General features: G+C 66.9%; 23 protein-coding genes. 12 read left to right on the top strand and 11 right to left on the bottom strand.

Going from position 1 to position 23,344, the window contains the following annotated elements:
• The first annotated feature begins 8 nt into the window (after positions 1 to 8).
• From G5V65_RS09115 to G5V65_RS09095, 5 genes are all read left to right on the top strand, one after another.
• The gene (locus G5V65_RS09115; RefSeq protein WP_241250508.1) at positions 9 to 443 is read left to right on the top strand and encodes a DUF6497 family protein; all 435 of its coding nucleotides are present in this window, start codon (positions 9 to 11) and stop codon (positions 441 to 443) included.
• Between the two features lie 214 nt (positions 444 to 657).
• Positions 658 to 795 carry a hypothetical protein gene (locus G5V65_RS09110; protein WP_165049195.1) on the top strand — a complete coding sequence of 46 codons (138 nt, stop codon included), beginning with the start codon at positions 658 to 660 and terminating at the stop codon, positions 793 to 795.
• A 138-nt stretch (positions 796 to 933) separates the two neighbouring features.
• Positions 934 to 1,338 carry a hypothetical protein gene (locus G5V65_RS09105; protein WP_165049192.1) on the top strand — a complete coding sequence of 135 codons (405 nt, stop codon included), beginning with the start codon at positions 934 to 936 and terminating at the stop codon, positions 1,336 to 1,338.
• 346 nt (positions 1,339 to 1,684) lie between these two features.
• Positions 1,685 to 1,897, top strand: coding sequence for a hypothetical protein (locus G5V65_RS09100; RefSeq protein WP_165049190.1), 213 nt, complete (start codon positions 1,685 to 1,687; stop codon positions 1,895 to 1,897).
• A gap of 117 nt (positions 1,898 to 2,014) precedes the next feature.
• Positions 2,015 to 4,018 (top strand): acetyl-CoA carboxylase biotin carboxylase subunit, encoded by a 2,004-nt coding sequence (locus tag G5V65_RS09095; RefSeq protein ID WP_165049188.1) that lies wholly within the window; start codon positions 2,015 to 2,017, stop codon positions 4,016 to 4,018.
• A 150-nt stretch (positions 4,019 to 4,168) separates the two neighbouring features.
• Here the strand turns inward: G5V65_RS09095 and G5V65_RS09090 are convergent, their stop codons facing one another.
• The gene (locus G5V65_RS09090; RefSeq protein WP_165049185.1) at positions 4,169 to 4,624 is read right to left on the bottom strand and encodes a DUF4174 domain-containing protein; all 456 of its coding nucleotides are present in this window, start codon (positions 4,622 to 4,624) and stop codon (positions 4,169 to 4,171) included.
• A gap of 104 nt (positions 4,625 to 4,728) precedes the next feature.
• Between G5V65_RS09090 and scpA the strand changes: the two genes are divergently transcribed.
• The gene (gene scpA / locus G5V65_RS09085; protein WP_165049183.1) at positions 4,729 to 6,858 is read left to right on the top strand and encodes a methylmalonyl-CoA mutase; all 2,130 of its coding nucleotides are present in this window, start codon (positions 4,729 to 4,731) and stop codon (positions 6,856 to 6,858) included.
• A gap of 430 nt (positions 6,859 to 7,288) precedes the next feature.
• Here scpA and G5V65_RS09080 read toward each other — a convergent pair whose 3' ends face one another.
• The 9 genes from G5V65_RS09080 to G5V65_RS09040 form a co-directional block, all read right to left on the bottom strand.
• A complete protein-coding gene (locus G5V65_RS09080) occupies positions 7,289 to 7,666 on the bottom strand; it encodes an AAA+ family ATPase (protein WP_165049181.1) in 378 nt (125 codons plus the stop codon).
• Between the two features lie 26 nt (positions 7,667 to 7,692).
• A complete protein-coding gene (locus G5V65_RS09075) occupies positions 7,693 to 8,742 on the bottom strand; it encodes an endonuclease/exonuclease/phosphatase family protein (protein ID WP_165049179.1) in 1,050 nt (349 codons plus the stop codon).
• A 3-nt stretch (positions 8,743 to 8,745) separates the two neighbouring features.
• Positions 8,746 to 9,444 carry a molecular chaperone DjiA gene (locus tag G5V65_RS09070; protein ID WP_165049177.1) on the bottom strand — a complete coding sequence of 233 codons (699 nt, stop codon included), beginning with the start codon at positions 9,442 to 9,444 and terminating at the stop codon, positions 8,746 to 8,748.
• A 31-nt stretch (positions 9,445 to 9,475) separates the two neighbouring features.
• Positions 9,476 to 9,961: a GNAT family N-acetyltransferase gene (locus G5V65_RS09065; RefSeq protein ID WP_165049175.1), complete on the bottom strand. Its 486-nt coding sequence runs from the start codon at positions 9,959 to 9,961 to the stop codon at positions 9,476 to 9,478.
• The gene (locus G5V65_RS09060) at positions 9,958 to 10,569 is read right to left on the bottom strand and encodes a VOC family protein (protein WP_165049173.1); all 612 of its coding nucleotides are present in this window, start codon (positions 10,567 to 10,569) and stop codon (positions 9,958 to 9,960) included. The genes G5V65_RS09065 and G5V65_RS09060 overlap by 4 nt, the downstream gene beginning before the upstream one ends.
• Positions 10,569 to 12,122, bottom strand: coding sequence for a Ppx/GppA family phosphatase (locus G5V65_RS09055; RefSeq protein ID WP_165049171.1), 1,554 nt, complete (start codon positions 12,120 to 12,122; stop codon positions 10,569 to 10,571). Before G5V65_RS09055 ends, G5V65_RS09060 begins: the two co-directional genes overlap by 1 nt.
• Positions 12,123 to 12,221: 99 nt before the next feature.
• Positions 12,222 to 14,411, bottom strand: coding sequence for an RNA degradosome polyphosphate kinase (locus G5V65_RS09050; protein ID WP_165049169.1), 2,190 nt, complete (start codon positions 14,409 to 14,411; stop codon positions 12,222 to 12,224).
• Positions 14,412 to 14,501: 90 nt separating this feature from the next.
• The gene (locus G5V65_RS09045; protein WP_165049167.1) at positions 14,502 to 15,173 is read right to left on the bottom strand and encodes a DnaA ATPase domain-containing protein; all 672 of its coding nucleotides are present in this window, start codon (positions 15,171 to 15,173) and stop codon (positions 14,502 to 14,504) included.
• Positions 15,170 to 16,264 (bottom strand): AI-2E family transporter, encoded by a 1,095-nt coding sequence (locus G5V65_RS09040; protein WP_165049165.1) that lies wholly within the window; start codon positions 16,262 to 16,264, stop codon positions 15,170 to 15,172. Before G5V65_RS09040 ends, G5V65_RS09045 begins: the two co-directional genes overlap by 4 nt.
• Positions 16,265 to 16,612: 348 nt before the next feature.
• On the opposite strand from G5V65_RS09040, the gene proS reads away from it, so the two are divergent.
• The 6 genes from proS to G5V65_RS09010 all read left to right on the top strand — a co-directional run bounded on the left by proS (position 16,613) and on the right by G5V65_RS09010 (position 22,598).
• Positions 16,613 to 17,950: a proline--tRNA ligase gene (gene proS, locus G5V65_RS09035; RefSeq protein WP_165049163.1), complete on the top strand. Its 1,338-nt coding sequence runs from the start codon at positions 16,613 to 16,615 to the stop codon at positions 17,948 to 17,950.
• Between the two features lie 177 nt (positions 17,951 to 18,127).
• Complete coding sequence (gene trhA, locus G5V65_RS09030) at positions 18,128 to 18,793, top strand: PAQR family membrane homeostasis protein TrhA (protein WP_165049160.1); 666 nt, start codon at positions 18,128 to 18,130, stop codon at positions 18,791 to 18,793.
• 115 nt (positions 18,794 to 18,908) lie between these two features.
• The gene (locus G5V65_RS09025; protein ID WP_165049158.1) at positions 18,909 to 20,192 is read left to right on the top strand and encodes a lipoprotein-releasing ABC transporter permease subunit; all 1,284 of its coding nucleotides are present in this window, start codon (positions 18,909 to 18,911) and stop codon (positions 20,190 to 20,192) included.
• Positions 20,185 to 20,862 carry an ABC transporter ATP-binding protein gene (locus G5V65_RS09020; protein ID WP_165049156.1) on the top strand — a complete coding sequence of 226 codons (678 nt, stop codon included), beginning with the start codon at positions 20,185 to 20,187 and terminating at the stop codon, positions 20,860 to 20,862. Before G5V65_RS09025 ends, G5V65_RS09020 begins: the two co-directional genes overlap by 8 nt.
• Positions 20,863 to 20,927: 65 nt before the next feature.
• Complete coding sequence (locus tag G5V65_RS09015; protein WP_206526732.1) at positions 20,928 to 21,347, top strand: c-type cytochrome; 420 nt, start codon at positions 20,928 to 20,930, stop codon at positions 21,345 to 21,347.
• A gap of 321 nt (positions 21,348 to 21,668) precedes the next feature.
• Positions 21,669 to 22,598 (top strand): IS110 family transposase, encoded by a 930-nt coding sequence (locus G5V65_RS09010; RefSeq protein ID WP_165049345.1) that lies wholly within the window; start codon positions 21,669 to 21,671, stop codon positions 22,596 to 22,598.
• Positions 22,599 to 22,609: 11 nt separating this feature from the next.
• Here G5V65_RS09010 and G5V65_RS09005 read toward each other — a convergent pair whose 3' ends face one another.
• Positions 22,610 to 23,311 carry a DUF1194 domain-containing protein gene (locus tag G5V65_RS09005; protein WP_165049154.1) on the bottom strand — a complete coding sequence of 234 codons (702 nt, stop codon included), beginning with the start codon at positions 23,309 to 23,311 and terminating at the stop codon, positions 22,610 to 22,612.
• Positions 23,312 to 23,344: the final 33 nt, after the last annotated feature.

Below are 23,344 nucleotides of genomic sequence, written 5' to 3'. Positions count from 1 at the left end.
GCCGTTCGATGCGCCCTGTCCTTCGCCTGATGCCGATCCTGGCCCTTCTGGCCGCCGCGCCCGTGGCGGCGGAGGACGGGGTGTTGCGGGTGGAGCCGGGCGATGGGGCAGGGATCGCGGTGCCGTCGGGGCAGGCGGTCAGCCTGCAGGACGTGATCTGGAACGTGCCGGGGCCGGAGGGGATGACGCTGCGTTTCCGCTTTCTTGCGCCGGGGATCGCGCCGGGGGGCGGGGTGGATTTCGACACGGCCAGCGCCGACATGCAGCATCTGTGCGACAGCTTTGCCCTGCCGCGCATCGCCGCGCAGGGGCCGCATCCGGAACAGGTGATCATTTCCATGTCGGATGTGGCGGTGGCCTTTGGCGAGGCCGCCCCGGAGGCCACGCAGTATTTCGAGGCCTTCCGCATCGAGGATGGCGCCTGCATCTGGGAGATCTACTGATGTTCGCCGATGCGGGTGGCAGGGGGCTTGCCGGATATGGGCTGGCTGATGTAGCAGGGACACAGGCCGAGAACTTGGCTTCGTCTGCATGTGCATGGGCCGGAATTTCGGCTAAGGTGCAGTGCGGTCGAACCCAAGCGGCCGATACCTCGCATCGAGGGGGGCGCGGCGGCTATTCGTCCGGGCCATCCCTCCAAGAAAATAGGAGTAGAGGATGTCGAAGAGCACGAAAACCCTTCTGGCGCTGTGCATGGTCGCCTTTGTTGCAGCCTGCGCCGCCAAGGAAGAAGAAGTCGTCTACGTGGATACCCCCGTGTCGACCGAGCCGACCTACACCGGCAAGTACAAGTAAGAAATCCGGGCGGGCCAATGGGGCTTGTGCGCCCCGGCCCGCCCCGATTCTGTCTGGCGCCAGGTTGCGGGCGGCCGGATTTGACCTTGGCCGCACGATCCGGCATGACGCGCCCCTTGGCATCGAAAGGGGCAGGACATGCTGAAGCATCGCGGCTTTCCGGGGCGGTTGCCCGGAACGGATTTCCAGTTCACCATCCGGCGCGAGAACCGCAAGGAAGGGCCGGCGAAGATCGTGAGGCGGGAACGCTATCGCGACCGCAAGCATGCCGACCGCATGGCCGATCAGGGGTTCATGGCGGCGCTCTGGGCGCAGTTCGGGGAAGAGCCGTTCGAGCGCGGCAATCTGGATGCGGGGCGGCTGTCCTGGCTGTTCGGGCGCGAGGTGGTGCCGGCAGAGGATCCGTTCGATCCCTGTTCCTATGAGGCGCTGCTGCGCATCGACGTGAAGCGGGCCGAGGCGAGCTTTCCCGAAGTCTTTGCCAAGGACGCGCCCGATTTCGGCTTTGACGACGATTTCGACGACTGGGACGGGGACGACTAGGCATGCATCCGCCGAGCCCGACCGCATTCCGGCAAGCTTTCGCAAGGCGCCCGCGCGCGGGCGAAACGGCATTTGCCTTGGGCCATGGGCTGGCACAGAGTGAAGATCCCTCGGGGTGCTTGTCCTACGGCCCCCGTCTCTGCCTTGACACTACCCCTTCCCTTGAGTTCCGGCCTTTCCCCGTTGCGGGGAGGCCGGACTTTTTTGCCTTGTCGGACGGGAAGGGGCATGCGCGCCCTTCTGCCGATATCACGCAACCGCGATCCGTGGCCTGCGAATTGTCCTTTATTGCGGCGCTGAACAGGGTAAACTTGGCGGCAATCACAACCCAAAGAGGCAAAGAGCCATGCGTAAATATCTTGTCATTCTCGCACTTGCGACCACAACCCTTGCGGGCTGCATGCAGACCCCGACCGAGCGCGGGCTTGGCGGTGCTGTCGCGGGTGCGGCCATCGCCGATGCGATGGATGAAAACATGGTCGCAGGGGCCGCGCTTGGCGCGCTGGCCGGGGCTGCGTCCTGCGGTCTGCCGGGGCTGCCGCCCTGCCGTCGCTACTGATCTGATCGCCGCCTGCGGACGGCGTGACGCAACTGTTGGAAGGCCATCGGGGCATGTCGCCCCGGTGGCCTTTGTCATTTCCGCGCCCCGGCCCGGGCGCGGTGGAAGGGGAGAGAGATGTTCAAGAAGATCCTGATCGCCAATAGGGGCGAGATTGCCTGCCGTGTCATCAAGACCGCGCGCAAGATGGGCATCAAGACGGTGGCCGTCTATTCCGATGCCGACCGCAACGCGCTGCACGTCAAGATGGCGGATGAGGCGGTGCATATCGGCCCGCCCCCTGCGAACCAGTCCTATATCGTGATCGACCGGATCATGGAGGCAATCCGCGCCACGGGGGCCGAGGCGGTGCATCCGGGCTATGGCTTCCTGTCCGAGCGGATGGATTTCGCCGCCGCCTTGGAGAAGGAAGGCGTCGTCTTCATCGGCCCGCCCAGCCCGGCGATCGAGGCGATGGGGGACAAGATCACCTCGAAGAAGCTGGCGCAGGAGGCGGGGGTTTCCACGGTTCCGGGCTATATGGGCCTGATCGCCGACAGCGAGGAGGCGGTGAAGATCTCCCGCGAGATCGGCTATCCGGTGATGATCAAGGCCAGCGCGGGCGGTGGCGGCAAGGGGATGCGGATCGCGTGGAACGATCAGGAAGCCGCCGAGGGGTTCCAGTCGTCGAAGAACGAGGCGGCGGCGTCTTTTGGCGATGACCGCATCTTCATCGAGAAATTCGTGACCCAGCCGCGCCATATCGAGATTCAGGTGCTGGCCGACAAGCATGGCAATTGCGTCTACCTGCATGAGCGGGAGTGTTCCATCCAGCGGCGGAACCAGAAGGTGATCGAAGAGGCGCCGTCGCCTTTCCTTGATGAGGCGACGCGCAAGGCGATGGGCGAGCAGGCCTGCGCCTTGGCCAAGGCGGTGGGCTATACCAGTGCCGGGACGGTGGAATTCATCGTCGACGGCAACCGGAATTTCTATTTCCTTGAGATGAACACGCGCCTGCAGGTGGAGCATCCGGTGACGGAGCTGATCACCGGGGTCGATCTGGTGGAACAGATGATCCGCGTGGCGGCGGGGGAGCCGCTGCCCTTTGCCCAGGGTGATCTGAAGATCAACGGCTGGGCGATGGAAAGCCGGCTTTATGCGGAAGACCCCTATCGGAACTTCCTGCCCTCCATCGGGCGGCTGACGCGCTATCGGCCCCCGGTCGAGGGCAAGACGGCGGGCGGCGGGATCGTGCGGAACGATACCGGCGTCTATGAGGGCGGCGAGATTTCGATGTTCTATGACCCGATGATCGCCAAGCTCTGCACCTGGGGCGAAACGCGGGCGGCGGCGATCGAGGAGATGCGGCTGGCCTTGGATACGTTCGAGGTGGAAGGGATCGGGCATAACCTGCCCTTCTGTTCGGCGGTGATGGAGCATCCGCGCTTTACCAGCGGCAATATCACGACCGCCTTCATTGCCGAGGAATATCCCGAAGGCTTCAACGGCGTGACGCTGGACGGGGCGATGCTGCGCCGGGTGGCGGCGGCGGCGGCGGCGATGAACCGCGTGGCAGAGATCCGGCGAACGAAGATCACCGGAACGATGGACAACCACCAGCGCCGTGTGGGCGATGACTGGGTCGTGTCGGTGCAGGGCGAGGCGTTTCCGGTGACGGTGTCCGCCGACAAGGGCGGATCGACCGTGACCTTCGCCGAAGGCACGTCGCATCGGGTGGAAAGCGACTGGACGCCGGGCCAGCCGCTGGCGCGGCTGATGGTGGATGGCACGCCTTTGGTGATGAAGGTGGGCAAGGTGCCGATGGGGTTCCGGCTGCGGGTGCGCGGGGCGGATCTGAAATGCCTCGTGCGCAGCCCGCGTCAGCACGCGCTTTCGCTGCTGATGCCCGAGAAGCTGCCCCCTGATACGTCGAAATTCCTGCTCTGCCCGATGCCGGGGCTGGTGGTGAAGATCAACGTGGCCGAGGGCGACGAGGTGCAGGAGGGCCAGGCGCTGGCGACGGTGGAGGCCATGAAGATGGAGAACATCCTGAAGGCCGAACGGCGCGGCGTGGTGAAGAAGATCGCCGCAAGCGCCGGGGCCAGCCTGAAGGTGGACGACATCATCATGGAATTCGAGTGAGGCCATGCACGGGCCGCTGCGGCATCGCCCCCTCACCCTGACCCTCTCCCCCGGGGGGAGAGGGAAGGGCGCACCGTTTCCTGCGGGGTGCCCCGGATCGGGTGGGGCGATCCTCCCTCTCCCCGGTGGGGAGAGGGTCGGGGAGAGGGGTCAGCCCCCCGCGCCGCGGCCTGCGCCTTGCTGGATTTCCTGCCGCCGCAGGGGGAATTTGTCGATGGCATGGGTGATCTCGCGCACCTCCCACGGGAGCGGTTTGCGGATCACGGGGCGAAGGTCCTTGTCCAGCAGCACCAGCGAAAAGCCGCGGGGGCGGAGTTTCTGGCGCACCTCGGTGCGGGCGGCGGGATCGGTGTCGGTGATGAGGATGACATCGCGTTCGGCAAGCTGGCCGGGATCGCGGGCGATGAGTTCCATCTGGCGGATGAAGTTCGGGTCGTTCGGGCTGTCGGCGAAGACCACGACGGGGCGTCTGACATACATGAGGTCCGACCAGACCACATCCGCCGCCGCGACGGGGGCAAAGGCCCCGGCAGGGGCGGGTGTTTCCTGCGCGAGGGCGGATAGCGGCAGGAGGGCTGCGACAAGCGCGGTTCGAAGCAGTTTCATGCGGTTCCCCTTTGACCCTGAATATAGGGCAGGGGCCTGAAAACCCAAGGGATATGCCAGCCGCCCGATGCTGCATCGGGGGCTGGGTGAGGGAAGGAAGAGAGATGTCGGAAGACCTGACCAAGTGGCGCGCGCTGGCGGCCAAGGAACTGAAGGGGGCAGAGCCCGAAAGCCTGACCTGGAACACGCTGGAAGGAATCGCGATCAAGCCGCTTTACACCGCGGCGGATGTGGCGGGCCTGCCGCAGATGGGCGAGCTGCCGGGGGTGGCACCCTTCACGCGGGGGGTCAGGGCCACGATGTATGCGGGCCGTCCCTGGACGATCCGGCAGTATGCGGGGTTTTCGACGGCGGAAGAGTCGAACAACTTCTACCGCAAGGCGCTGGCGGCGGGGCAGCAGGGGGTTTCGGTCGCCTTCGACCTTGCCACCCATCGCGGCTATGACAGCGACCATCCGCGCGTGGTGGGGGATGTGGGCAAGGCGGGCGTGGCCATCGACAGCGTCGAGGACATGAAGGTGCTGTTCGACGGCATCCCCTTGGAAAAGATCAGTGTTTCCATGACGATGAACGGGGCGGTGATCCCGATCCTTGCGAATTTCATTGTGACGGGCGAGGAGCAGGGGGTTTCCCGCGCGGACCTGTCGGGGACCATCCAGAACGACATCCTGAAGGAGTTCATGGTCCGCAACACCTATGTCTATCCGCCCGAACCCAGCATGCGGATCATCGCGGACATCATCGAATATACCGCGAAGGAGATGCCGAAGTTCAACTCGATCTCCATCTCCGGCTATCACATGCAGGAGGCGGGGGCGAACCTCGTGCAGGAGCTGGCCTTCACGCTGGCCGACGGGCGGGAATATGTCCGCGCGGCGCTGGCGCGGGGGATGGATGTGGACGATTTCGCAGGAAGGCTGTCGTTCTTCTTCGCCATCGGGATGAATTTCTTCATGGAGGCCGCGAAGCTGCGCGCGGCGCGGATGCTGTGGCACCGGATCATGGAAGGGTTCGGGGCGAAGAAGGCCTCCAGCCTGATGCTGCGGACGCATTGCCAGACCTCGGGCGTCAGTCTGCAGGAGCAGGACCCCTATAACAACGTCATCCGCACGGCCTATGAGGCGATGGCGGCGGTGCTGGGGGGGACGCAGTCGCTGCACACCAATGCTCTGGACGAGGCGATTGCCTTGCCGACGGAGTTCAGCGCGCGGATCGCGCGGAACACGCAGCTGATCCTGCAGGAAGAGACGGGGATCACCCATGTCGTCGATCCGCTGGCGGGATCCTATTACGTGGAAAGCTTGACGGCGCAGCTGGCCGAGGAAGCCTGGGCCTTGATGGAAGAGGTCGAGGCGATGGGGGGCATGACGAAGGCCGTGGCCTCTGGCATGCCGAAGCTGCGGATCGAAGAGTCGGCCGCGCGGCGGCAGGCGATGATCGACCGGGGTGAGGAGGTGATCGTCGGCGTCAACAAGTACCGCAAGGACAAGGAAGAGCCGATCGACATCCTCGACATCGACAATGTCGCGGTGCGCGAGGCGCAGATCGCGCGGCTGAACAGCACCCGCGCCGCGCGGGACGAGGCCGCCTGTCAGGCGGCGCTGGAGGAATTGACCCGCCGCGCGGGCGAGGGCGGCAATCTGCTGGAGGCGGCCGTGGTGGCGGCGCGCGCAAGGGCCACAGTCGGAGAGATCAGCATGGCGATGGAAAAGGTGTTCGGGCGGCATCGGGCCGAGGTGAAGACGCTCGCCGGGGTCTATGGTGCGGCCTATGAGGGCGATCAGGGCTTTGCCCAGATCCAGAAGGATGTGGAGGCCTTTGCCGAGGCGGAAGGGCGGCGGCCGCGGATGCTGGTCGTGAAGATGGGGCAGGATGGGCATGACCGGGGGGCGAAGGTGATCGCCACGGCCTTCGCCGATATCGGCTTTGACGTGGATGTGGGGCCGCTGTTCCAGACGCCGGAAGAGGCGGCGCAGGATGCCATCGACAATGATGTGCATGTGGTGGGGATTTCCAGCCAGGCCGCGGGGCACAAGACATTGGCGCCGAAGCTGGTGCAGGCGCTGCGCGATGCGGGGGCGGAGGATATTCTGGTGATCTGCGGGGGCGTGATCCCGCAGCAGGATTACCAGTTCCTGCAGGATGCCGGGGTGAAGGCGATCTTCGGGCCGGGGACGAATATTCCGGCGGCGGCGCGGGATATCCTGGAGCTGATCCGCGCGGCGCGGGCCTGAGCGAACTTTCTGCGAAAGATCGGGCGGGGGGGGCTGTGCCCCCCGCCACGGGCGGCGGATGGGGACCTTGTGGCCGACCGTTGCCGCGATGCGCGACGTTCCGGCCTTGATCCGGCCGGCGCGCGGGGGCGATTTTGCTGCGAAAAATCGGGGGGGCGTTGCCCCCGGGGCCTGGGCGGCGGATGGGGGCCTTGTGGCCGACCGTTGCCGCGATGCGCGACGTTCCGGCCTTGATCCCGTCGGCGCGTGGGGGCGATTTTTCTGCGAAAAATCGGGGGGCTTTGCCCCCGGGACAGGGGCGGCGGAGGGGGCAGAGATCAACGCCCGGCGCGGCTGAGGTGTTGGCGGGTTGTTCGACAGGCGCGGGGTGGCGAGTCTTCTGCGAAAGATCGGGGGGCGTTGCCCCCGGGTCCGGGACGGCAGAGGCGGGTCAGAGATCGACGCCCGGTGTCGCCGGGGCTTCGGCGGGCGGTTCGACCGGCGGGGCGTCGGCCTTGCGGCGGATGAGGATGTCGCCGTTTTCCAGCATTTCGGGCATTTCGTAATTGGTCATGTCATCGACCATGGCCATCAGGCTTTCCAGCGCAGGGGCGATGGTGGGGCCGAGTTGTTCCAGCGCCTTGGCCATTTCGTCCAGCGCGGGTTCCATCTCTTGTGTGAAGCCTTCGAAGAAGAGCGAGAGGCCGCGCTCCATCAGGCTTGGCCCCTCATCCCCGACCTCGGGCGCGGGGGGTTCCTGCGCGGCGGCGGGCAGAGGGGCGAAGGCGAGGGACAGCGAGAGGGCGAGGATCGGGGCTGCGTGTTTCATGGGCCTTAGATGGGGATGGGTTGGCGCTATTCAACGGGGCCGAGGTCGAGAGTGACGGGGAAATGGTCCGAGGCATCGAGAAGGGCCGGGCCGAGAAGGGGATCGGCGGCGAGGGCAGGGTCGTCATGCGGGTGCCAGATGCGCCAGGCGGGGTTGCGGCGGCAGAGATCGGGCGAGACCATGATGAAATCGAGCAGGGCATCGAACCAGCGCTTCTGCGGGGCGATGTAGAAGCGGGCGGTGGAGGGGGCCACGCCGATGCGCTGGCTGATGGCCATGGCAGCATGGGGATCGAAAAGGCGCTGTCCGGGCGGGCCGTCGAGGCCGATGACGATTTCCACCCCGGAATGGCCGAACAGGCTTTCATATTCGTCCAGACCGGGGCCGTCGTTCAGATCGCCCAGCACGATCAGGCTGTCGCCGGCCTGAAGATGGGCGGCGATGCGCTGGCGCAGCCAGAGGCACTGGGCCAGTTGCTTGCGGCGGTTGTCGATGGCGATGCGGGTGGTTTCGGCCCCGTTGCGCGCGCCGTGCGGGTTCTTCGATTTGGCATGCACGCCGATCAGGCGCAGGGCACCGATGGGCGTATCGAGCGCCAGTTCCAGCGGCGGTTTCGAGAAGCGGATCACTTCGCTGATCCCGTCGGCATCGAGATCGTAGCGGAAGGCGCTGTCGAAGCGGGGCGCATCGGCCGTGCCATGGCGGGGGGCGGGATCGCCCTGCGGATCGTGGCGGGGCGAGAGCCTGTCGGGATCGTAGAGGAAGGCGATTTCCTGTTCCGTGTCGGAGGGAAAGCCGATCAGGGCCTGGCGGGCGCGCAGCCCTGCGCTGGCGGCGAAGCGTTCCAGCGCGCGGGTGGTGGAGCGGCGGCTGCCGGTATCGGGGGCCTCGATCACCATGATGCCATCGGCGTCGAGGGCGGCGAAGACGCGGCGCAGCGCGGCGAGCTGGCGGTCGCGGGTGATGCCGTAGCGGGCCGAGGGTAGGGCATCGTCGAGCGGGCGTCCGGTATCATCGAAGAGCGCGTTGAACCATTCGACATTGTAGGTGGCGAGGCGGAGGCCCGGCCCGGCCATGGATCAGGCCGCCTCTTTGGCGGAGATTTCTTCCCATGCGGCATTCAGGGCGATGAGGCGGCGTTCGGCGAGCTTGATCGCCTCTTCCGGAACGCCCCGGGCAAGCATCCGGTCGGGATGGTGTTCGCGGACCGCGCGCTTCCAGGCGGCGCGCGCCTCGTCCAGCGGGGCGCCGGGGGGGATGCCCAGCGCGTCATAGGGATCGCGCGGCGCGCCTTCGACATAGGAGGCCCGCAGCGCGCGGAAGCAGCTGTCGCTGAGGCCGAAGATGCGCGCCACCTCGCGCAGGAATTCATCCTCGCCGGGGTGGTAGGAGCCATCGGCAAGGGCGATGAGGAAGAGCCCCTCCATCACGTCTTCCAGCACGTCGCGGTGATCGGTGCCGAACATGGCGGCGATCTTGCGGGCATAGGCATCGAAGCCCGCCACATCCTGCCGGGCGAGGTTGAAGACGCGGGCGGCGTTTTCGGTTTCGGCTTCGTCGATGGTGAAGACGCGGCGGAAGGCTGTGACTTCGTCCCGGGTGACCTGGCCATCGGCCTTGGCGATCTTGGCGCCCAGCGCGATGACGGCGATGGTGAAGCCCACGGTCAGTTCGGGGCGACTGTCGACCTTGCCCTGAAGCTTGTCGAAGACCACGGAAAGCGGTTCGCCCTGGGCGAGGGCGGAGAGGGCTTCGGCGATGCGGGTCCAGATCGACATGGGGGGATGATAGTGCAGTTGCGCGGCGAAGTCAGGCGAGGAACTTCTGCATCAGCACCAGATCCATGGTTCGGCCGAACTTGAAGCCGACCCGTTGCAGGATCGCCACCTCGGCAAAGCCCGCGCGGGCGTGGAAGGCGCGTCCGGCGGGGTTTTCGGCCGAGACGCCCGCGAAAAGCGAGAGGGCGCCCGCGGCGCGGGCATGGGTTTCCAAGGCGGAGAGGAGGGCGCGGCCAAGGCCGCGGCCCTGGGCGGCGGGCGCGAGGAGGATCGTGTGTTCCATGGTGCGGGCGTAGCCCACGCCGCCACGGAACTGGGCATAGGTGGCAAAGCCCGCGATGCCGCCTTCGTCGGCCACGAGGAAGGCGTGGCCTGCCTGCTGGCGATCCGCGATCATGCGGGCGATTTCGATGTCGGACTTTTCGGCGGCGTTGAAGGTGATGGCGGTGTCGCGGATCACCGGGTTCCAGATGGCGGCGATGCCGGGGGCGTCATCCGGGGTGGCGTCGCGGATCATGCGAGATGCCTTTCGCCCTGCGGGGTGGCGATGGTCGCGCGGAGGGCCGCTTCGCCTTTCGCGACGGTCACGCGGGGATCGGTCAGGCGCGACAGGGCGCTGCGCAGGGCGTCGGGCTGCGGGTGGGTGATATCAAGGGATATCAGCCGCGCGCCATGATCGGGCAGGCGGGGGGCGGGATGGGCGGAGCCCTCCCACTGGATCAGGGCGGGGAAGCGGTTGTCGAAGGGCAGGATGCCCGTGGCCGGAACGGCCATGCGCCAGCGGAAATCGCCGCGTTGCAGGGCGACGGGGGTGCCGGTGCCATCGGGTGCGTGGAGGAGTTCGGCATCAAGGTCTTCGGTGCGGCAGATCCAGTTGGTCAGCCGGGGCGGGCCTTCGAAACGATCCAGATCGAACCAGCGCGGCCAGGCGGGGCGGGGTTGCGACGGATCGGCGGCGATGACTTCGAGATAGAGATCCGGGCCGAGCGACAGGAGGCGGTTATGCGTGGCCATATGCGGGTGCTGCCCGCCGGGGGCGAGCGGCAGGCCGAGGGCGGCTTCGACGGCGGCGGCGCCTTCGGCCAGCGTGGTGCAGCAGATGGCGAGGTGATCTAGCGTCAGCATCAGGCATCCACGATGCGGGGCGTGGCCTTCATGGCCAGCGCGAGGGAGGCAAAGCGCGACTGCGCCACTTCGCCGAAAAGGGCCTTGCCGCGTTTGGTGAGGGTGAGTTCCAGCACGCGCCGCTTGGCCTGCCAGCGAAGCGAGCCTGCCTCGGCCGGGTCAGCGATGGAGAACATGGCGCCAAAGCGCATGGCCTTTCCCAGCACCTCGGCATCCTGGATCTGGGCATCGGTCAGCAGGCGGAAGAGCGGTTCGAGGCGCGAGCCGGAGCGGGAATTCTTGTAGCGGTGCAGGAGCGAGAGGCCGAGGAAGACGCGGCCGGGATGATCCAGCCCGCCGAGGTTGGCGCGGGTGGCGTTGTCGAAGCAGACCTCGGCGCGGTAATCGGGATGGGCGCGCCATGTGGTATCATGCAGCAGGCAGGCGGCCTTGATCAGGCGCAGGCGTTCCTTGTCGGCCTCCTTGAAGAGGGGCAGCAGGAAATCGTAAAGCTTTTTCCCGAAGCCGGGGATGCGGGCAGAGGTCAGTTCGGCCATGCGCGCGGCCTCGATCAGCGGGTCGCGCTGGCGCAGGCGGGGGGGCATCTGTTCATAAAGCAGGCCTTCGCGGATGCCATAGGCCGAGACGTCGATTTCGGACGGCTTCAGGATGCGGATCAGTTCGCGCAGCACCTCGCAGGCCAGCGGAACGAGTTCCATCCGTTCCGAGGAGGTGCCGGTCTTGGCGCGCAGGATCGCCAGATCGGAGCCTGCGATCCAGTCGAGCGTGTCCAGCAGGCTTTCCGGCGTCATGCGGTATTCGTGCAGGACGGTGAGCGGGTAGTTGCGGCGTTCCATGTCGAGTCGGGCGATGACGCGCCATGATCCGCCGACAAGGTAGATGCGCTCGCCTGTGGATTTCACCTGGGCCTGGGCGGTGGTGATCACACGGTCGATCAGCTTGCGCCGCTTGTCGGGGCCGCCCTTGACCTGTTGCAGGCGGAAGGGGCCAAGCGGGGTGGAGACGCGCTTGCCCACCTTGCCATCGGCGATGCGCGCCAGTTCCATGGAGTTGCCGCCGATGTCGCAGACCATGCCCTTGGCCCCGGGCCAGCCCAGAAGGACACCCTGGGCAGACAGGCGGGCCTCTTCGTCGCCGTCGATGACCCAGAGTTTCAGCCCGGTCTCGCGCAGCACCTCGGCCTGGAAATCCGGGCCGTCCTCGGCCTCGCGGGTGGCGGCGGTGGCGACGACGGTGAGAGTGCTGATCCCCATGCCTTCGGCCAGAAGGGCAAAGCGTTTCAGCGCGGCAAGCGCCCTTTCGCGGCCCCGGGGGTTCAGCCGGCCGGTTTCGTGCAGGCCCTTGCCAAGGCCGCACATGATCTTTTCGTTGAAGAAATAGGCCGGGCTGCGGGCCGCGCCGTCGAAGACCACCATCCGCACGGAGTTGGAGCCGACATCGACGACGCCGACGCGCGACAGGGCACGGGCGGAGGGGTCGTCGAACAGGGGGCGGCCGAATGGCCCCCAATCATCATCGCTGCCGGGATCGGCGGCGGGGGCGTGGTCGGTCATCTTGGCAGTCCTTCGTCATGCGCGCGAAAGGTGGCCCGGACGGGGGGCGCTGGTCAAGGTCGATCATGCGGGGCCTGCCGTCAGGGAAGCCCGGCCGGATCAGGGGCTGACCGCTTCGTCGCGCAACTGGGCGAGGCGGGGCACATCCTTTGCCCCTGCCGTGCCGCGCCCGGAGAGCGAGGGGTTTTCCATGAAGAAGCGGTGGCAGTTGAACAGGGTGCCATCGGCGGGCTGCAATTCGCGGTGATAGGTGCCGTCGGGCCGAAGCACCCAGCTTTGCGCCTCATCCGCGAGGTTGGCGGCCATGATCTGGCTGACGATCTGGGCCTTGACGGTGGGGTTCATCACCTCGACCAGGGTTTCGACGCGGCGGGTGAGGTTGCGGCCCATCCAATCGGCCGAGGACAGGAAGACGCGCGCCTTCTGCGAGGGCAGGCCGTGGCCCGAGCCGAAGCAGACGATGCGGGAATGTTCGAGGAAGCGGCCGACGATGGATTTGACGCGGATATTCTCGGACAGGTCCCTGACACCGGGCCGGACGCCGCAGATGCCACGCACGACAAGGCTGATCTTCACGCCGGCCTGGCTGGCGGCATAGAGGGCGTCGATCACCTCGGGGTCGATCAGGCTGTTCATCTTGGCCCAGATCTCGGCCGGGCGGCCGGCGCGGGCGTGGTCGGCCTCGGCCCGGATCAGTTCAAGCAGGCGCGGCTTGAGCGTGATGGGCGAGATGGCGAGGTTTTCCAGACCTTCGGGCTGCACATAGCCCGACAGGTAGTTGAAGACCTTGGTCGCGTCGCGCCCCAAGGCGGCATCACAGGTGAAGAAGGACAGGTCGGTATAGATGCGGGCGGTGATCGGGTGATAGTTGCCCGTGCCGTAATGGGTATAGGTGACGAGGTTTTCGCCTTCGCGGCGGACGACGGTGCTGATCTTGGCGTGGGTCTTGTACTGGATGAAGCCATAGACGACATGCGCGCCCGCCCTTTCCAGACGGCGCGACTGGCGGATATTGGCGGCCTCGTCGAAGCGGGCCTTGAGTTCGACAAGGGCGGTGACGGATTTGCCGGCCTCGGCCGCCTCGCACAGGGCGGAGACGATGGGGCTGTCCCATGAGGTGCGGTAGAGCGTCTGCTTGATGGCCAGAACATTGGGATCGCGCGCGGCCTGTTCGAGGAAGCGGATCACCAGATCGAAGGATTCATAGGGGTGGTGCAGGAGGATGTCCTTCTGCCGGATCGCGGCGAAGAGATCGCCTTCGTGATCCTGCACCCGTTCGGGAATGCGCGAGGGGAAGGGCGGCCAGAGCAGATCGGGGCGGGAGGAGAGGACAAGCTCCTTCAGATCGGCGATGCCGAGAAGGCCGCGCACCTCGACCACCATGTCTTCGGTGACGCCCAGTTCATCCATGATCAGGCTGCGCAATTCGGGCGGCGCCCCGGCCGAGATCTTCAGCCGGATCACCTCGCCCCGGCGGCGGCGTTTCAGGGCGACTTCGAATTCGCGGACCAGATCCTCGGCCTCGTCCTCTACCTCCAGGTCGCTGTCGCGCAGGACGCGGAAGATGCAATGGCCCCGGTCGGTATAGCCGGGGAAGAGCATGTTGAGATGGAGGAGAAGCAGTTCCTCAAGCGGGAGGAAGCGGTGTTCGCCCGGCTTGCCGGGAAGGGCCACGAAGCGCGCGATCTGCTGCGGGATGGGCAGGAGGGCCTGCAGCGTGCGGTGATCGCTTTCGCGTTCCAGTTCGAGCGCGAGGGAGAAGCCGGTATTGGGGATGAAGGGAAAGGGATGGGCCGGGTCGATGGCGAGCGGCGAGAGGACGGGGAAGACCTTGTTCAGGAAATGCTCTTCGAGCAGTTTCAGATCGCCTGCCGTCAGTTTCGACCGGGTGAGAAGGGTGATGCCCTGAGCCTCCATCTCCTTGCGGAGCTTGTTGTAGGCGGCCTGCTGCGTCTGCATCAGGCGGCGCGCATCGGCATGGATGAGGGCCAATTGTTCGGCGGGGCTGCGCCCGTCTTCGGACAGGGTGGCATTGCCGTTGCGCACCAGCGCACGCAGGCCCGCGACGCGGACGGTGTAGAATTCATCCAGGTTGGTGGCCGAGATCGACAGGAAGCGCAGCCGCTCCAGCAGCGGGACCAGCGGGTTGGAGGCTTCGTCCAGGACGCGCCAGTTGAAGGCAAGCCATGAGAGTTCGCGGTTGAAGAAGCGGCGCGGACCGGTGCGATCCTGCTCGGGCAGGGTGGCGGGGTCGGGGAAGGAGGATTTCAGGAAATCTGCTTGGGTCATGGCACGCTGGGTAAAGGGGGACTGCAACGGTCTTGTGACAGATGATCACCGCCGCGCGGCCCTGTCCAGATGCAGGCTGTGGCGGGGGGATCAGTTGCCCGGATCGAGCAGTTCGGCGGCAAGCTGGCGCGTGATCGGGCGGCCCGCGGCCAGCGCATGGGCATCGAGCCGCGCGACAAGGGCGCGGGCTGCGTCGATGGAGCGTTCCATGCGCTGCACGAGATAGGGGATCAGCGTGGGGGGCACGGTGATCTGGCGATCGGCAAAGAGCTTGATCAGCACGGCCGAGAGAAGCGCGTCATCGGGGGCCTCGAGCCGGGCCACGGGGGCGGCCTGCAGGCGGCTGGCGAGATCGGGCAGGGACAGGCCCCAGTCGCGCGGGGGGTGTGCCGCGGTGACAAGAAGGTGGCCCGCCTGCGTGACGAGGTTGTGGAGGTGGAAGAAGGCCGCCTCGGCCCCCGCCTGACCGGCGCAGGTTTCCGCATCCTCGACCGCGACGGCACCATGGGCGGACAGCGCGGGCAGGTCGGCGGTGGCCAGATCGGAGGCGGGGATGCAGGCGGCCCCGGCCTCGGCCGCCCAGAGGCGGGCGAGATGGGTCTTGCCGCTGCCTTTCGGCCCGACCAGCAGCATCTTGCCGCCCGGCCAGGCGCGCCAGTCATCCAGCGCGGCCAGCGCGGTGGCATTGGCGGGCGAGACGAAGAAATCCTCGCGCCGGAAGGCCGTGCGGGCGGGCAGGTCGAAGGTGAGTTGCCGGATCACTCGGCCGCCTCGTCCTTTGGCGCGGGATCGGCGGGGCGGCCGGAATAGCCCTGATAAAGAAGGCTGGAATGATATTGCTGGATGAGGAAGCGGGTCAGCACGCCGATGGAGGCGGCGACAGGCACGGCCACCAGCATCCCCACGAAGCCGAAGACCGACCCGAAGGCCGAAAGCGCGAAGAGCAGCCAGACCGGATGCAGGCCCACGGAATTTCCCACCAGCTTGGGGGTGAGGATGTTGCCTTCGATGAACTGGCCCGCGGCGAAGATGGCGGCGATGATGCCGATGGCGACCCAGTCGCCCCAGAACTGGAAGAGGGCGAGGCCGATGGCCAGCGTGCCCCCCACCAGCGAGCCGACATAGGGGATGAAGGTGATGGCCCCGGCGATGGCCCCGACGACGAGGCCGAATTGCAGGCCCGCAAGCATCAGGGCGATGGCGTAGAAGCTGCCCAGCAGCACGCAGACCGACAGCTGCCCGCGCACGAAACCCGCGAGGACGGCGTTGATCTCGTTCCCCAGCCTGCGGATCGTTGGGGCATGGTCGCGGGGAAGCAGGCTGTCGATCCGGGCGACCATGTGATCCCAGTCGAGCAGCATGTAGAAGGCCACGACCGGCACCACGACGATGAAGATCACCGCCGAGACCAGCGACATGGCCGAGGAGAGCAGGGTTTCGGCAAGCTGGCCGCCCTTTGCCTGGATGGCCCCTGCGATCTGCGCCAGCGTCTGGCGCATGGTCGAGGTGCTGTCGGACAGTTCGGGAAAGCGTTCGACAAGAAAGCCCTGAAGGCGCTGGGCGATTTCCGGCGCGGCATTGATCAGGCCGGTCAATTGCTGGATCAGCGTCGGGATGATGGCGAGGATCAGGAGAACCGCGATCAGCAGCGCCACGAGCGAGATCGTGACCGTGGCACCCACGCGCGAGAGGCCCGCACGTTCCAGCCGGTCGGCGACGGGATCGAGGAAATAGGCGATGGCGCCGCCCACCAGGAAGGGCAGCATGACATTGCCGAGCGCCCAGAGCAGGATCAGGAAGACGGCGGCCGCGATCCCCCAATAGGCAAGCTGTTTCCGCGCGGGCAGGGCCATGGCATTCCTCCGGTTCAGGGGAGAGCATATCACCATTGCCGCGTTGCGGCGCAAGGGGGATGGGTCGGCGCGGGGTGGCTGGCCGCCGGGGCGCTGCCCCGGACCCCGGGGTATTTGTGGCCAAGACGAAGAGGGGGGCGACGGAGGCGGGAGGGGGGCGTTGCGGAACGGCGAGGGGATTTGCGGCGGCGGGCGATCCGCCGTTGGTCGAGAATGCCGGGGCGGCGCTGGCGGGGCCTTGTGCTGCGGGCGGAGCGGAGGGCCGAGCGCGGGCAGGTGCGGGGGTGATTGCCTCACCCCTGCGATACGGCTAGGAACGTGCCAAATGTTTCACACGAGGCCCGTCCCATGCGTCTGACCCGCTACTTCCTGCCTGTCCTGAAGGAAAACCCTGCCGAGGCGCAGATCGTGTCGCACCGCTACATGCTGCGGGCGGGGATGATCAAGCAGCAGGCGGCGGGGATCTATTCGTGGCTGCCGCTGGGCTATCGTGTGCTGAAGCGGATCGAGGAGATCGTGCATCAGGAACAGGTGCGGGCGGGGCATATCCCGCTGCTGATGCCGACGCTGCAACCCGCCGACCTGTGGCGGGAGTCGGGGCGGTATGACGATTACGGGCAGGAGATGCTGCGCATCACCGACCGGCAGAAGCGCGAGATGCTCTATGGGCCGACGAATGAGGAGATGATCACCGACATCTTCCGCAGCCATGTGAACAGCTACAAGGACCTGCCGCTGACGCTGTATCATATCCAGTGGAAGTTCCGCGACGAGATGCGGCCGCGCTTTGGCGTGATGCGGGGGCGCGAGTTCCTGATGAAGGACGGCTACAATTTCGACGTGGACCGGGACGCGGCGCTGCATGCCTATAATCGCCACATGGTCAGCTATCTGCGGACCTATGAGCGGATGGGGCTGACGGCCATTCCGATGCGCGCGGCGTCCGGCCCGATCGGGGGGGACAATACGCATGAATTCCTCGTGCTGGCGCAGACGGGGGAGTCGGAGGTGTTCTATGACGACCGCGTGACGGGGCTGAAGCTGGGGCAGCGGGACATCGACTATGACGACCGCGCGCAGGTGGCGAAGGTCTGCGAGGAGTTCACGACGCTTTATGCGCGGACGGACGAGACGCATGACGAGGCGGTGTTCGCGGGCGTGCCGGAGGCGCATCGGAAGGTGGGCCGGGGCATCGAGGTCGGGCAGATCTTCTATTTCGGGACCAAGTATTCCGAGGCGATGGGGGCGACGGTGGTGACCGCCGATGGCAGCCGCGTTCCGGTGGAGATGGGGTCGCACGGGATCGGCGTGTCGCGCCTGTTGGGGGCGATCATCGAGGCCAGCCATGACGACAAGGGGATCATCTGGCCGGAGGGGGTGACGCCCTTCCCGGTGGGGATCGTGAACTTGAAGCAGGGCGACGGCGCGGCGGATGCGGCTTGCGAGGGGCTTTACAAGGCGCTGGCTGCGCGGGGGCTTGAGGCGCTTTATGATGATCGGGACGAGCGGGCGGGGGCGAAATTCGCCACGATGGATCTGATCGGGTTGCCCTGGCGGATCACGGTCGGCCCGCGCGGGCTGGCCAATGGGGTGGTGGAAGTCACCTCGCGCCGGACGGGCGAGAGCGAGGAGATGTCGCCGGAGGCGGCGGTGGACCGGATCGCGCAGATCTACGCCGGGCGGTGAAGCGGCCCGAGGGGGGGGCGAATTTTCTGCGAAAATTCGGGGGGGAGGCGGGGCCTCCCCCCCTTTTCCTTTTGCTTCGGCCCTGCGGCGCGCTGACGCCACGTCATGCGACCTGTGGACGGATTGACAGGGCCGCTCCGTGCCGCATCCTGCGGCCGGACCCACAGGAGCTGCCCCATGTCCCTGCCCGCCGATCATCCGCGCCTGAAGAAACGTCCCTTTTCCACGGGCGAGTTGCTGGCCGATGGCATCGTGCATGCGGTGGCGCTGCTGGCGGGGGTGATCGCTTTCGCGGTGCTGCTGGGGCATGTGCTGGGGCGGGGGGATGTGGGGTTGTTTGCGGCTCTGGCGGTTTATGCTGCCGGGTATTTCGCGATGTTCGGCTTTTCGCTGGCCTATAACATGGTGCCGAATTCGGCGCTGAAATGGGTGCTGCGGCGGTTCGACCATTCGGCGATTTATGTGATGATCGCAGGCACCTACACCGCCGTCGTGGTGCATTTCGAGGATTGGCGCTTTGCCGCGGTGCTGGCGGGGGTGGTGTGGTTCGGGGCCATCCTTGGCGCGGTGGTGAAGATCGCCCTGCCGGGACGGTATGACCGGCTTTCGGTGCTGGCCTATATCGCGCTGGGCTGGGTGGGCGTGGCCGCCGTGGGGCCCGCGCGCGAGGCGCTGCCGGGGGTGTCGCTGTGGCTTCTGGTGCTGGGCGGGCTGACCTATGTGGCGGGGGTGGGGTTCTATCGCTGGCACGGGCTGAAGTTTCACAATGCCATCTGGCATCTCTTCGTCGCCGTGGCGGCGGGGTTGCATTTCGCGGCCGTTGCGGTGGCCGTGGCGGGGTGAAGCCCTTCAAGGCGGGGTGAACCCCGCCCTACACGGGGGCGTGGCTTGACGTTGCGGGGCGTTGCGGACAAGGTCCGCGCGCATCGGCCCTGCGGGGCGTCTGGACAGGTTGGACATGGCGACGACTGCCCCCTTTTCGCGTTTCGAATGGATGATCGCCTGGCGCTATCTGCGCGCAAGGCGGGCCGAGGGCGGGGTCAGCGTGATGACCTGGATCAGCCTTGTGGGGATCACGCTGGCGGTCTTTGCGCTGATCGCCACGCTTTCGGTGCGGGCCGGGTTCCGGGCGGAATTCGTGGACACGATCCTTGGGGCGAATGCGCATGTCACGGTCTATTCCTCGGGGCGGGTGACGGAGAGCGGGCAGCTGATCCGCGGCTTTGACGATTACGACGCGCTGGCCGCGCGGCTGGCCGAAGTGCCGGGCGTGACGCGGGCGGCGCCGCTGATCAAGGGCCAGGTCATGGTGACGGCGGGCGAGGGATCGACCGGGGCCGAGGTCTATGGCATCCGTCCCGCCGATCTGGAGGCGATCCCGCGCGTGGGCCTGGGGGCCAATGCGGAAGGCGACATCGCCCGCTTTGCCGAGGGTATCGCCATCGGGTCGGGCATCGCGCGGGAGCTGGGCCTGGGCCTGGGCGACCGGCTGCGCGTGATCGCGCCATCGGGCGTGAAGACGGCCTTTGGCACCAGCCCGCGGGTGAATGCCTATGAGGTTGTCTATATCTTCACCGCCGGGCGCTATGACATTGATCGCACACGGATCTACATGCCGTTCGACGAGGCGCAGTCCTATTTCAACAAGGAAGGCCGCGCCGACGAGATCGAGGTGATGGTGGCCGAGCCCGAGCGGGTGGACGATCTGGCCGCGCCCCTCTTGGCGGCGGCGGGGCCGGAGGGGATGCTCTGGACCTGGCGCGACAGTTCGGGGGCCTTCCTCAGGGCGCTGGATGTGGAGGACAACATCATGTTCGTCATCCTGTCGATCCTTGTCCTGATCGCCTCGATGAACATCATTTCGGGCCTGATCATGCTGGTGAAGAACAAGGGCCGCGACATCGGCATCCTGCGCACCATGGGGCTGACCGAGGGGGCAGTGCTGCGGGTGTTCTTTCTCTGCGGGGCCTCGACCGGGTTGGTGGGCACGGCGGCGGGCGTGGTGCTGGGCTGCCTTTTCGCCATCTATATCGACCCGATCTTTTCCTTTGTGAACTACATGGCGGGGGGTGGGGTCTGGGATCCCTCGATCCGGGGGATCTATGCGCTGCCTGCCAAGCTGCAGCTGGGCGATGTGCTGTCGGCTGTGGGGTTGTCGCTGTTCCTGTCCTTTGTCGTGACGCTGTTTCCCGCGCGGCGGGCGGCGCGGATGAACCCGGTGGAGGCGCTGCGCTATGAGTGAGGCGGCGCTGGATCTGGTGGGGATCGAGAAGGGCTACAACCGGGGCAAGCCTTCGGAGGTGATCGTGCTGCGCGGGGCGACGCTGTCCGTTGCGCGGGGTGAGGTGGTGGCCCTGGTCGCGCCGAGCGGGGCGGGGAAATCCACGCTGCTGCATATCGCGGGGCTTTTGGATACCGCCGATGGCGGCGCGGTGCGCCATGGCGGGCGCGACATGACGGGCCTTTCCGACCGCAGCCGGACCGAGGCGCGGCGGGCGGATGTGGGGTTCATCTATCAGTTCCACCATCTGCTGCCGGAGTTTTCTGCCTTGGAAAACATCGTCTTGCCGCAACTGGCCAACGGCCTGGGCCAGCGCGAGGCAGAGGCGCGGGCGCGGGATCTGCTGGCGCGGGTCGGTGTGGCGGGGCGGGCGGATCATCGGCCGGCGCAATTGTCGGGGGGGGAGCAGCAGAGGGTGGCCTTCTGCCGCGCGCTGGCCAACGGGCCGAAGCTTCTGCTGGCGGATGAGCCGACGGGGAACCTGGACCCCGCGACCTCGGACCAGGTCTTTGGCGCGCTGATGGATCTGGTGCGCGAGACCGGGCTTTCCGCCCTGATCGCCACGCATAACATGGAGCTTGCCGCGCGGATGGACCGGGTGGTGCGGCTGGATCAGGGCCGCGTCGTCTGAGGGGCTTTGACGGGCGCGGCGCTTCGTGCTTTGGTTGGGACAACCAAGACGAACGGAGACCCCCGATGCAGCGTGTATTCCTATATCCCATTGGCATGATTGCGCTTTTCGGACTGGCGGCCTGCGTCCTGCCGGGGGCCGGGAAGGAAGAGCAGACCAGCGGCGCGGCGGATTACGCCGCCTATTGCGCGGGTTGCCATGGGGCGGGCGGCGCGGGCGATGGCGAGATGGCGGCGGGGCTGGAGACAAGGCCCGCCGATCTGACGGGGCTGGCCGCGCGCAATGGCGGGGCCTTTCCCACGACGCGGGTCATGGCGCAGATCTGGGGCTATACCGGGGGCAAGGATGGCGGGCGGGTGATGCCGCAATTCAGCGCCCTGCTGGACGGGGCGCTGGTGCCCTATGACGGCGGGGATGGCATCCAGACGCCGACGCCGATCCGGCTGGTGGAACTGGCCGAATACCTGAAAGTGCTGCAGAAATAGGTGCAACACGCGGTGCAGACGGCCGGTGCAGACAGGCGTATGCACGCAGCGGGCTGTGGGTTGTTCATTTCTTTACGGGGAAGGCGGGGAGACCCCCGCCCTTGTCTCTTTGTGATCTGTCAGGATGCTGGTGGCAGGCGAGACCCCGACCCGCCCTTGGACAGGAAGTCCGTTCCGTAGCGTGGGGCTCGCCTGCCGACCGACTTTTAACCTGAACAGTTGCCTGTGAAGGGCGTCAAGAAAACGGTCCAGTGGACCGTTTTCAGCCCTGAAGGTCGCGCCAACGACCGATCCCGCAGATCAAGGACAGGCCCCATGACCTTGCCACAAGACGTCATCGGCGTCGACATTGCCAAAGGCTGGATCGACACCTTCACCCTTTCTTCCCGCACGCATGAGCGCATCGCCATGACGAAACCAGCGCTGGCGCGGTTCGCCCGTGGCGCCGCAGGATGCCTTGTGGTCTGCGAAGCATCGGGCGGTCATGAACGCCCGCTCGTCGCGGCGCTGGCCGCGGCCGGGGTCGACTGCGCGCGCGTCAACCCCCGCCAGGCGCGTGAGTTCGCCCGCGCCACCGGGCGGCTGGCCAAGACCGACCGCGTCGATGCCGAGGTTCTGGCCCGGATGGGGCGGGCGCTTTCCCCTGCGCCGACCCCGCCGGTTGACCCTGCGCGGGCGCGCCTGGCCGACCTTGTCGCCCGTCGCGATGATCTCGTGGCCGGGATCGGGCGCGAGAGGAACCGCGCCCGCACCGCAACGGACGCCTGGATCGCGCGCGAGATCGCGGGGCTGCTCCGGGTCTTGCAGGCGCATCTCAAGGCCGTCGAAGGGCAGATCGCCGCCCTGATCGAGGCCCATGCCGCCCTTGCCGAGGATCAGCGCCGCCTCACCACGGTGCCGGGCATCGGCCCTGCGCTGTCCACCGTCCTGATCGCCCGCCTGCCCGAACTGGGCCAGCTGGATCACCGGCGCATCGCAAGCCTCGCGGGCCTGGCCCCCCATGCCTGCGACTCCGGTCTGCATCGCGGCAAGCGCCACATCTGGGGCGGGCGCGCCGATGTCCGGCGCAGCCTCTACCTCGCGGCCTTCATCGGCAGCCGATACGAGCCCAGCCTCAAGGCCTTCCGAAAACGCCTGAAAGACGCAGGAAAACCCACCAAGGTCGCCATCACCGCTTGCGCCAGAAAGCTCCTCAACATCCTCAATGCAATGATCCGAGACGCCAAAGACCACCAGCCACATACACGCTGAAAAGACAGTTGCTACGGGGCCGAGGTGGGGATCACCCCGGGCTGGCTGCCCGCACTTTCCAGGATCAGCTTGCGGCGCACCGCGGCGGTGAAGCTGTCGCCGGTATCGGCGGTCACGAGAAAGGCGCCGGGGCCGCCGATGATCTGGCTGGCATAGATCTCTTCCAGATTGCCCCCGGCGCGCTGGGGGCTGTCAGGGCGCAGGATGGGCAGGGCGTTGATGGTGATGCCCGCGGCGAGGACTTCGGTCCGCGCCTCGGCGATGGAGGGGCCGGACCAGTTGTTCGCGCTGTCGCCGGAGAAATCGATCACCCGGCGCAGGCCGGTGATGCCGTTGCCTTCGATCAGGCGCTTGCCTTCCAGCAGCGCCGCGCCGATGGCATTGCGACCCGAGGCGAGGCGGGGCGGCAGCAGCAGATCGGTGGCGAAGGCCTCGGCATCGTCAGGGGTGGCGATGATCGTCCAGTCCACCACCACGGCCTGATTGGCGGCCCATTCCACATAGGTCACCGCGATGGAGCCGGTGAGGGTGGAGGAGATGGCATGAAGCACATCCGGGTGCGTGATGGCGTCGGCATAACCCTGGCGCTGAAAGTCGATCTCGGACTGGTCGATGGAGCCGGAGGCATCGGCGAGAAGGACAAGCTCCAGATCCACCTCCTGCGCCTGGAGGGGGTGGGCAAGGAAGGCAAGGGGGAGGAGCCAGTGCCGCATGGAAAGAAGGGTAGGGCAGGGCGGGCGGTTGGC

The organism is Paragemmobacter kunshanensis, assembly GCF_011059185.1.
Taxonomy (GTDB): domain Bacteria; phylum Pseudomonadota; class Alphaproteobacteria; order Rhodobacterales; family Rhodobacteraceae; genus Paragemmobacter; species Paragemmobacter kunshanensis.
Note: the sequence above shows the minus strand (reverse complement) of the source record. Positions and strands in the feature narration are given on the sequence as shown.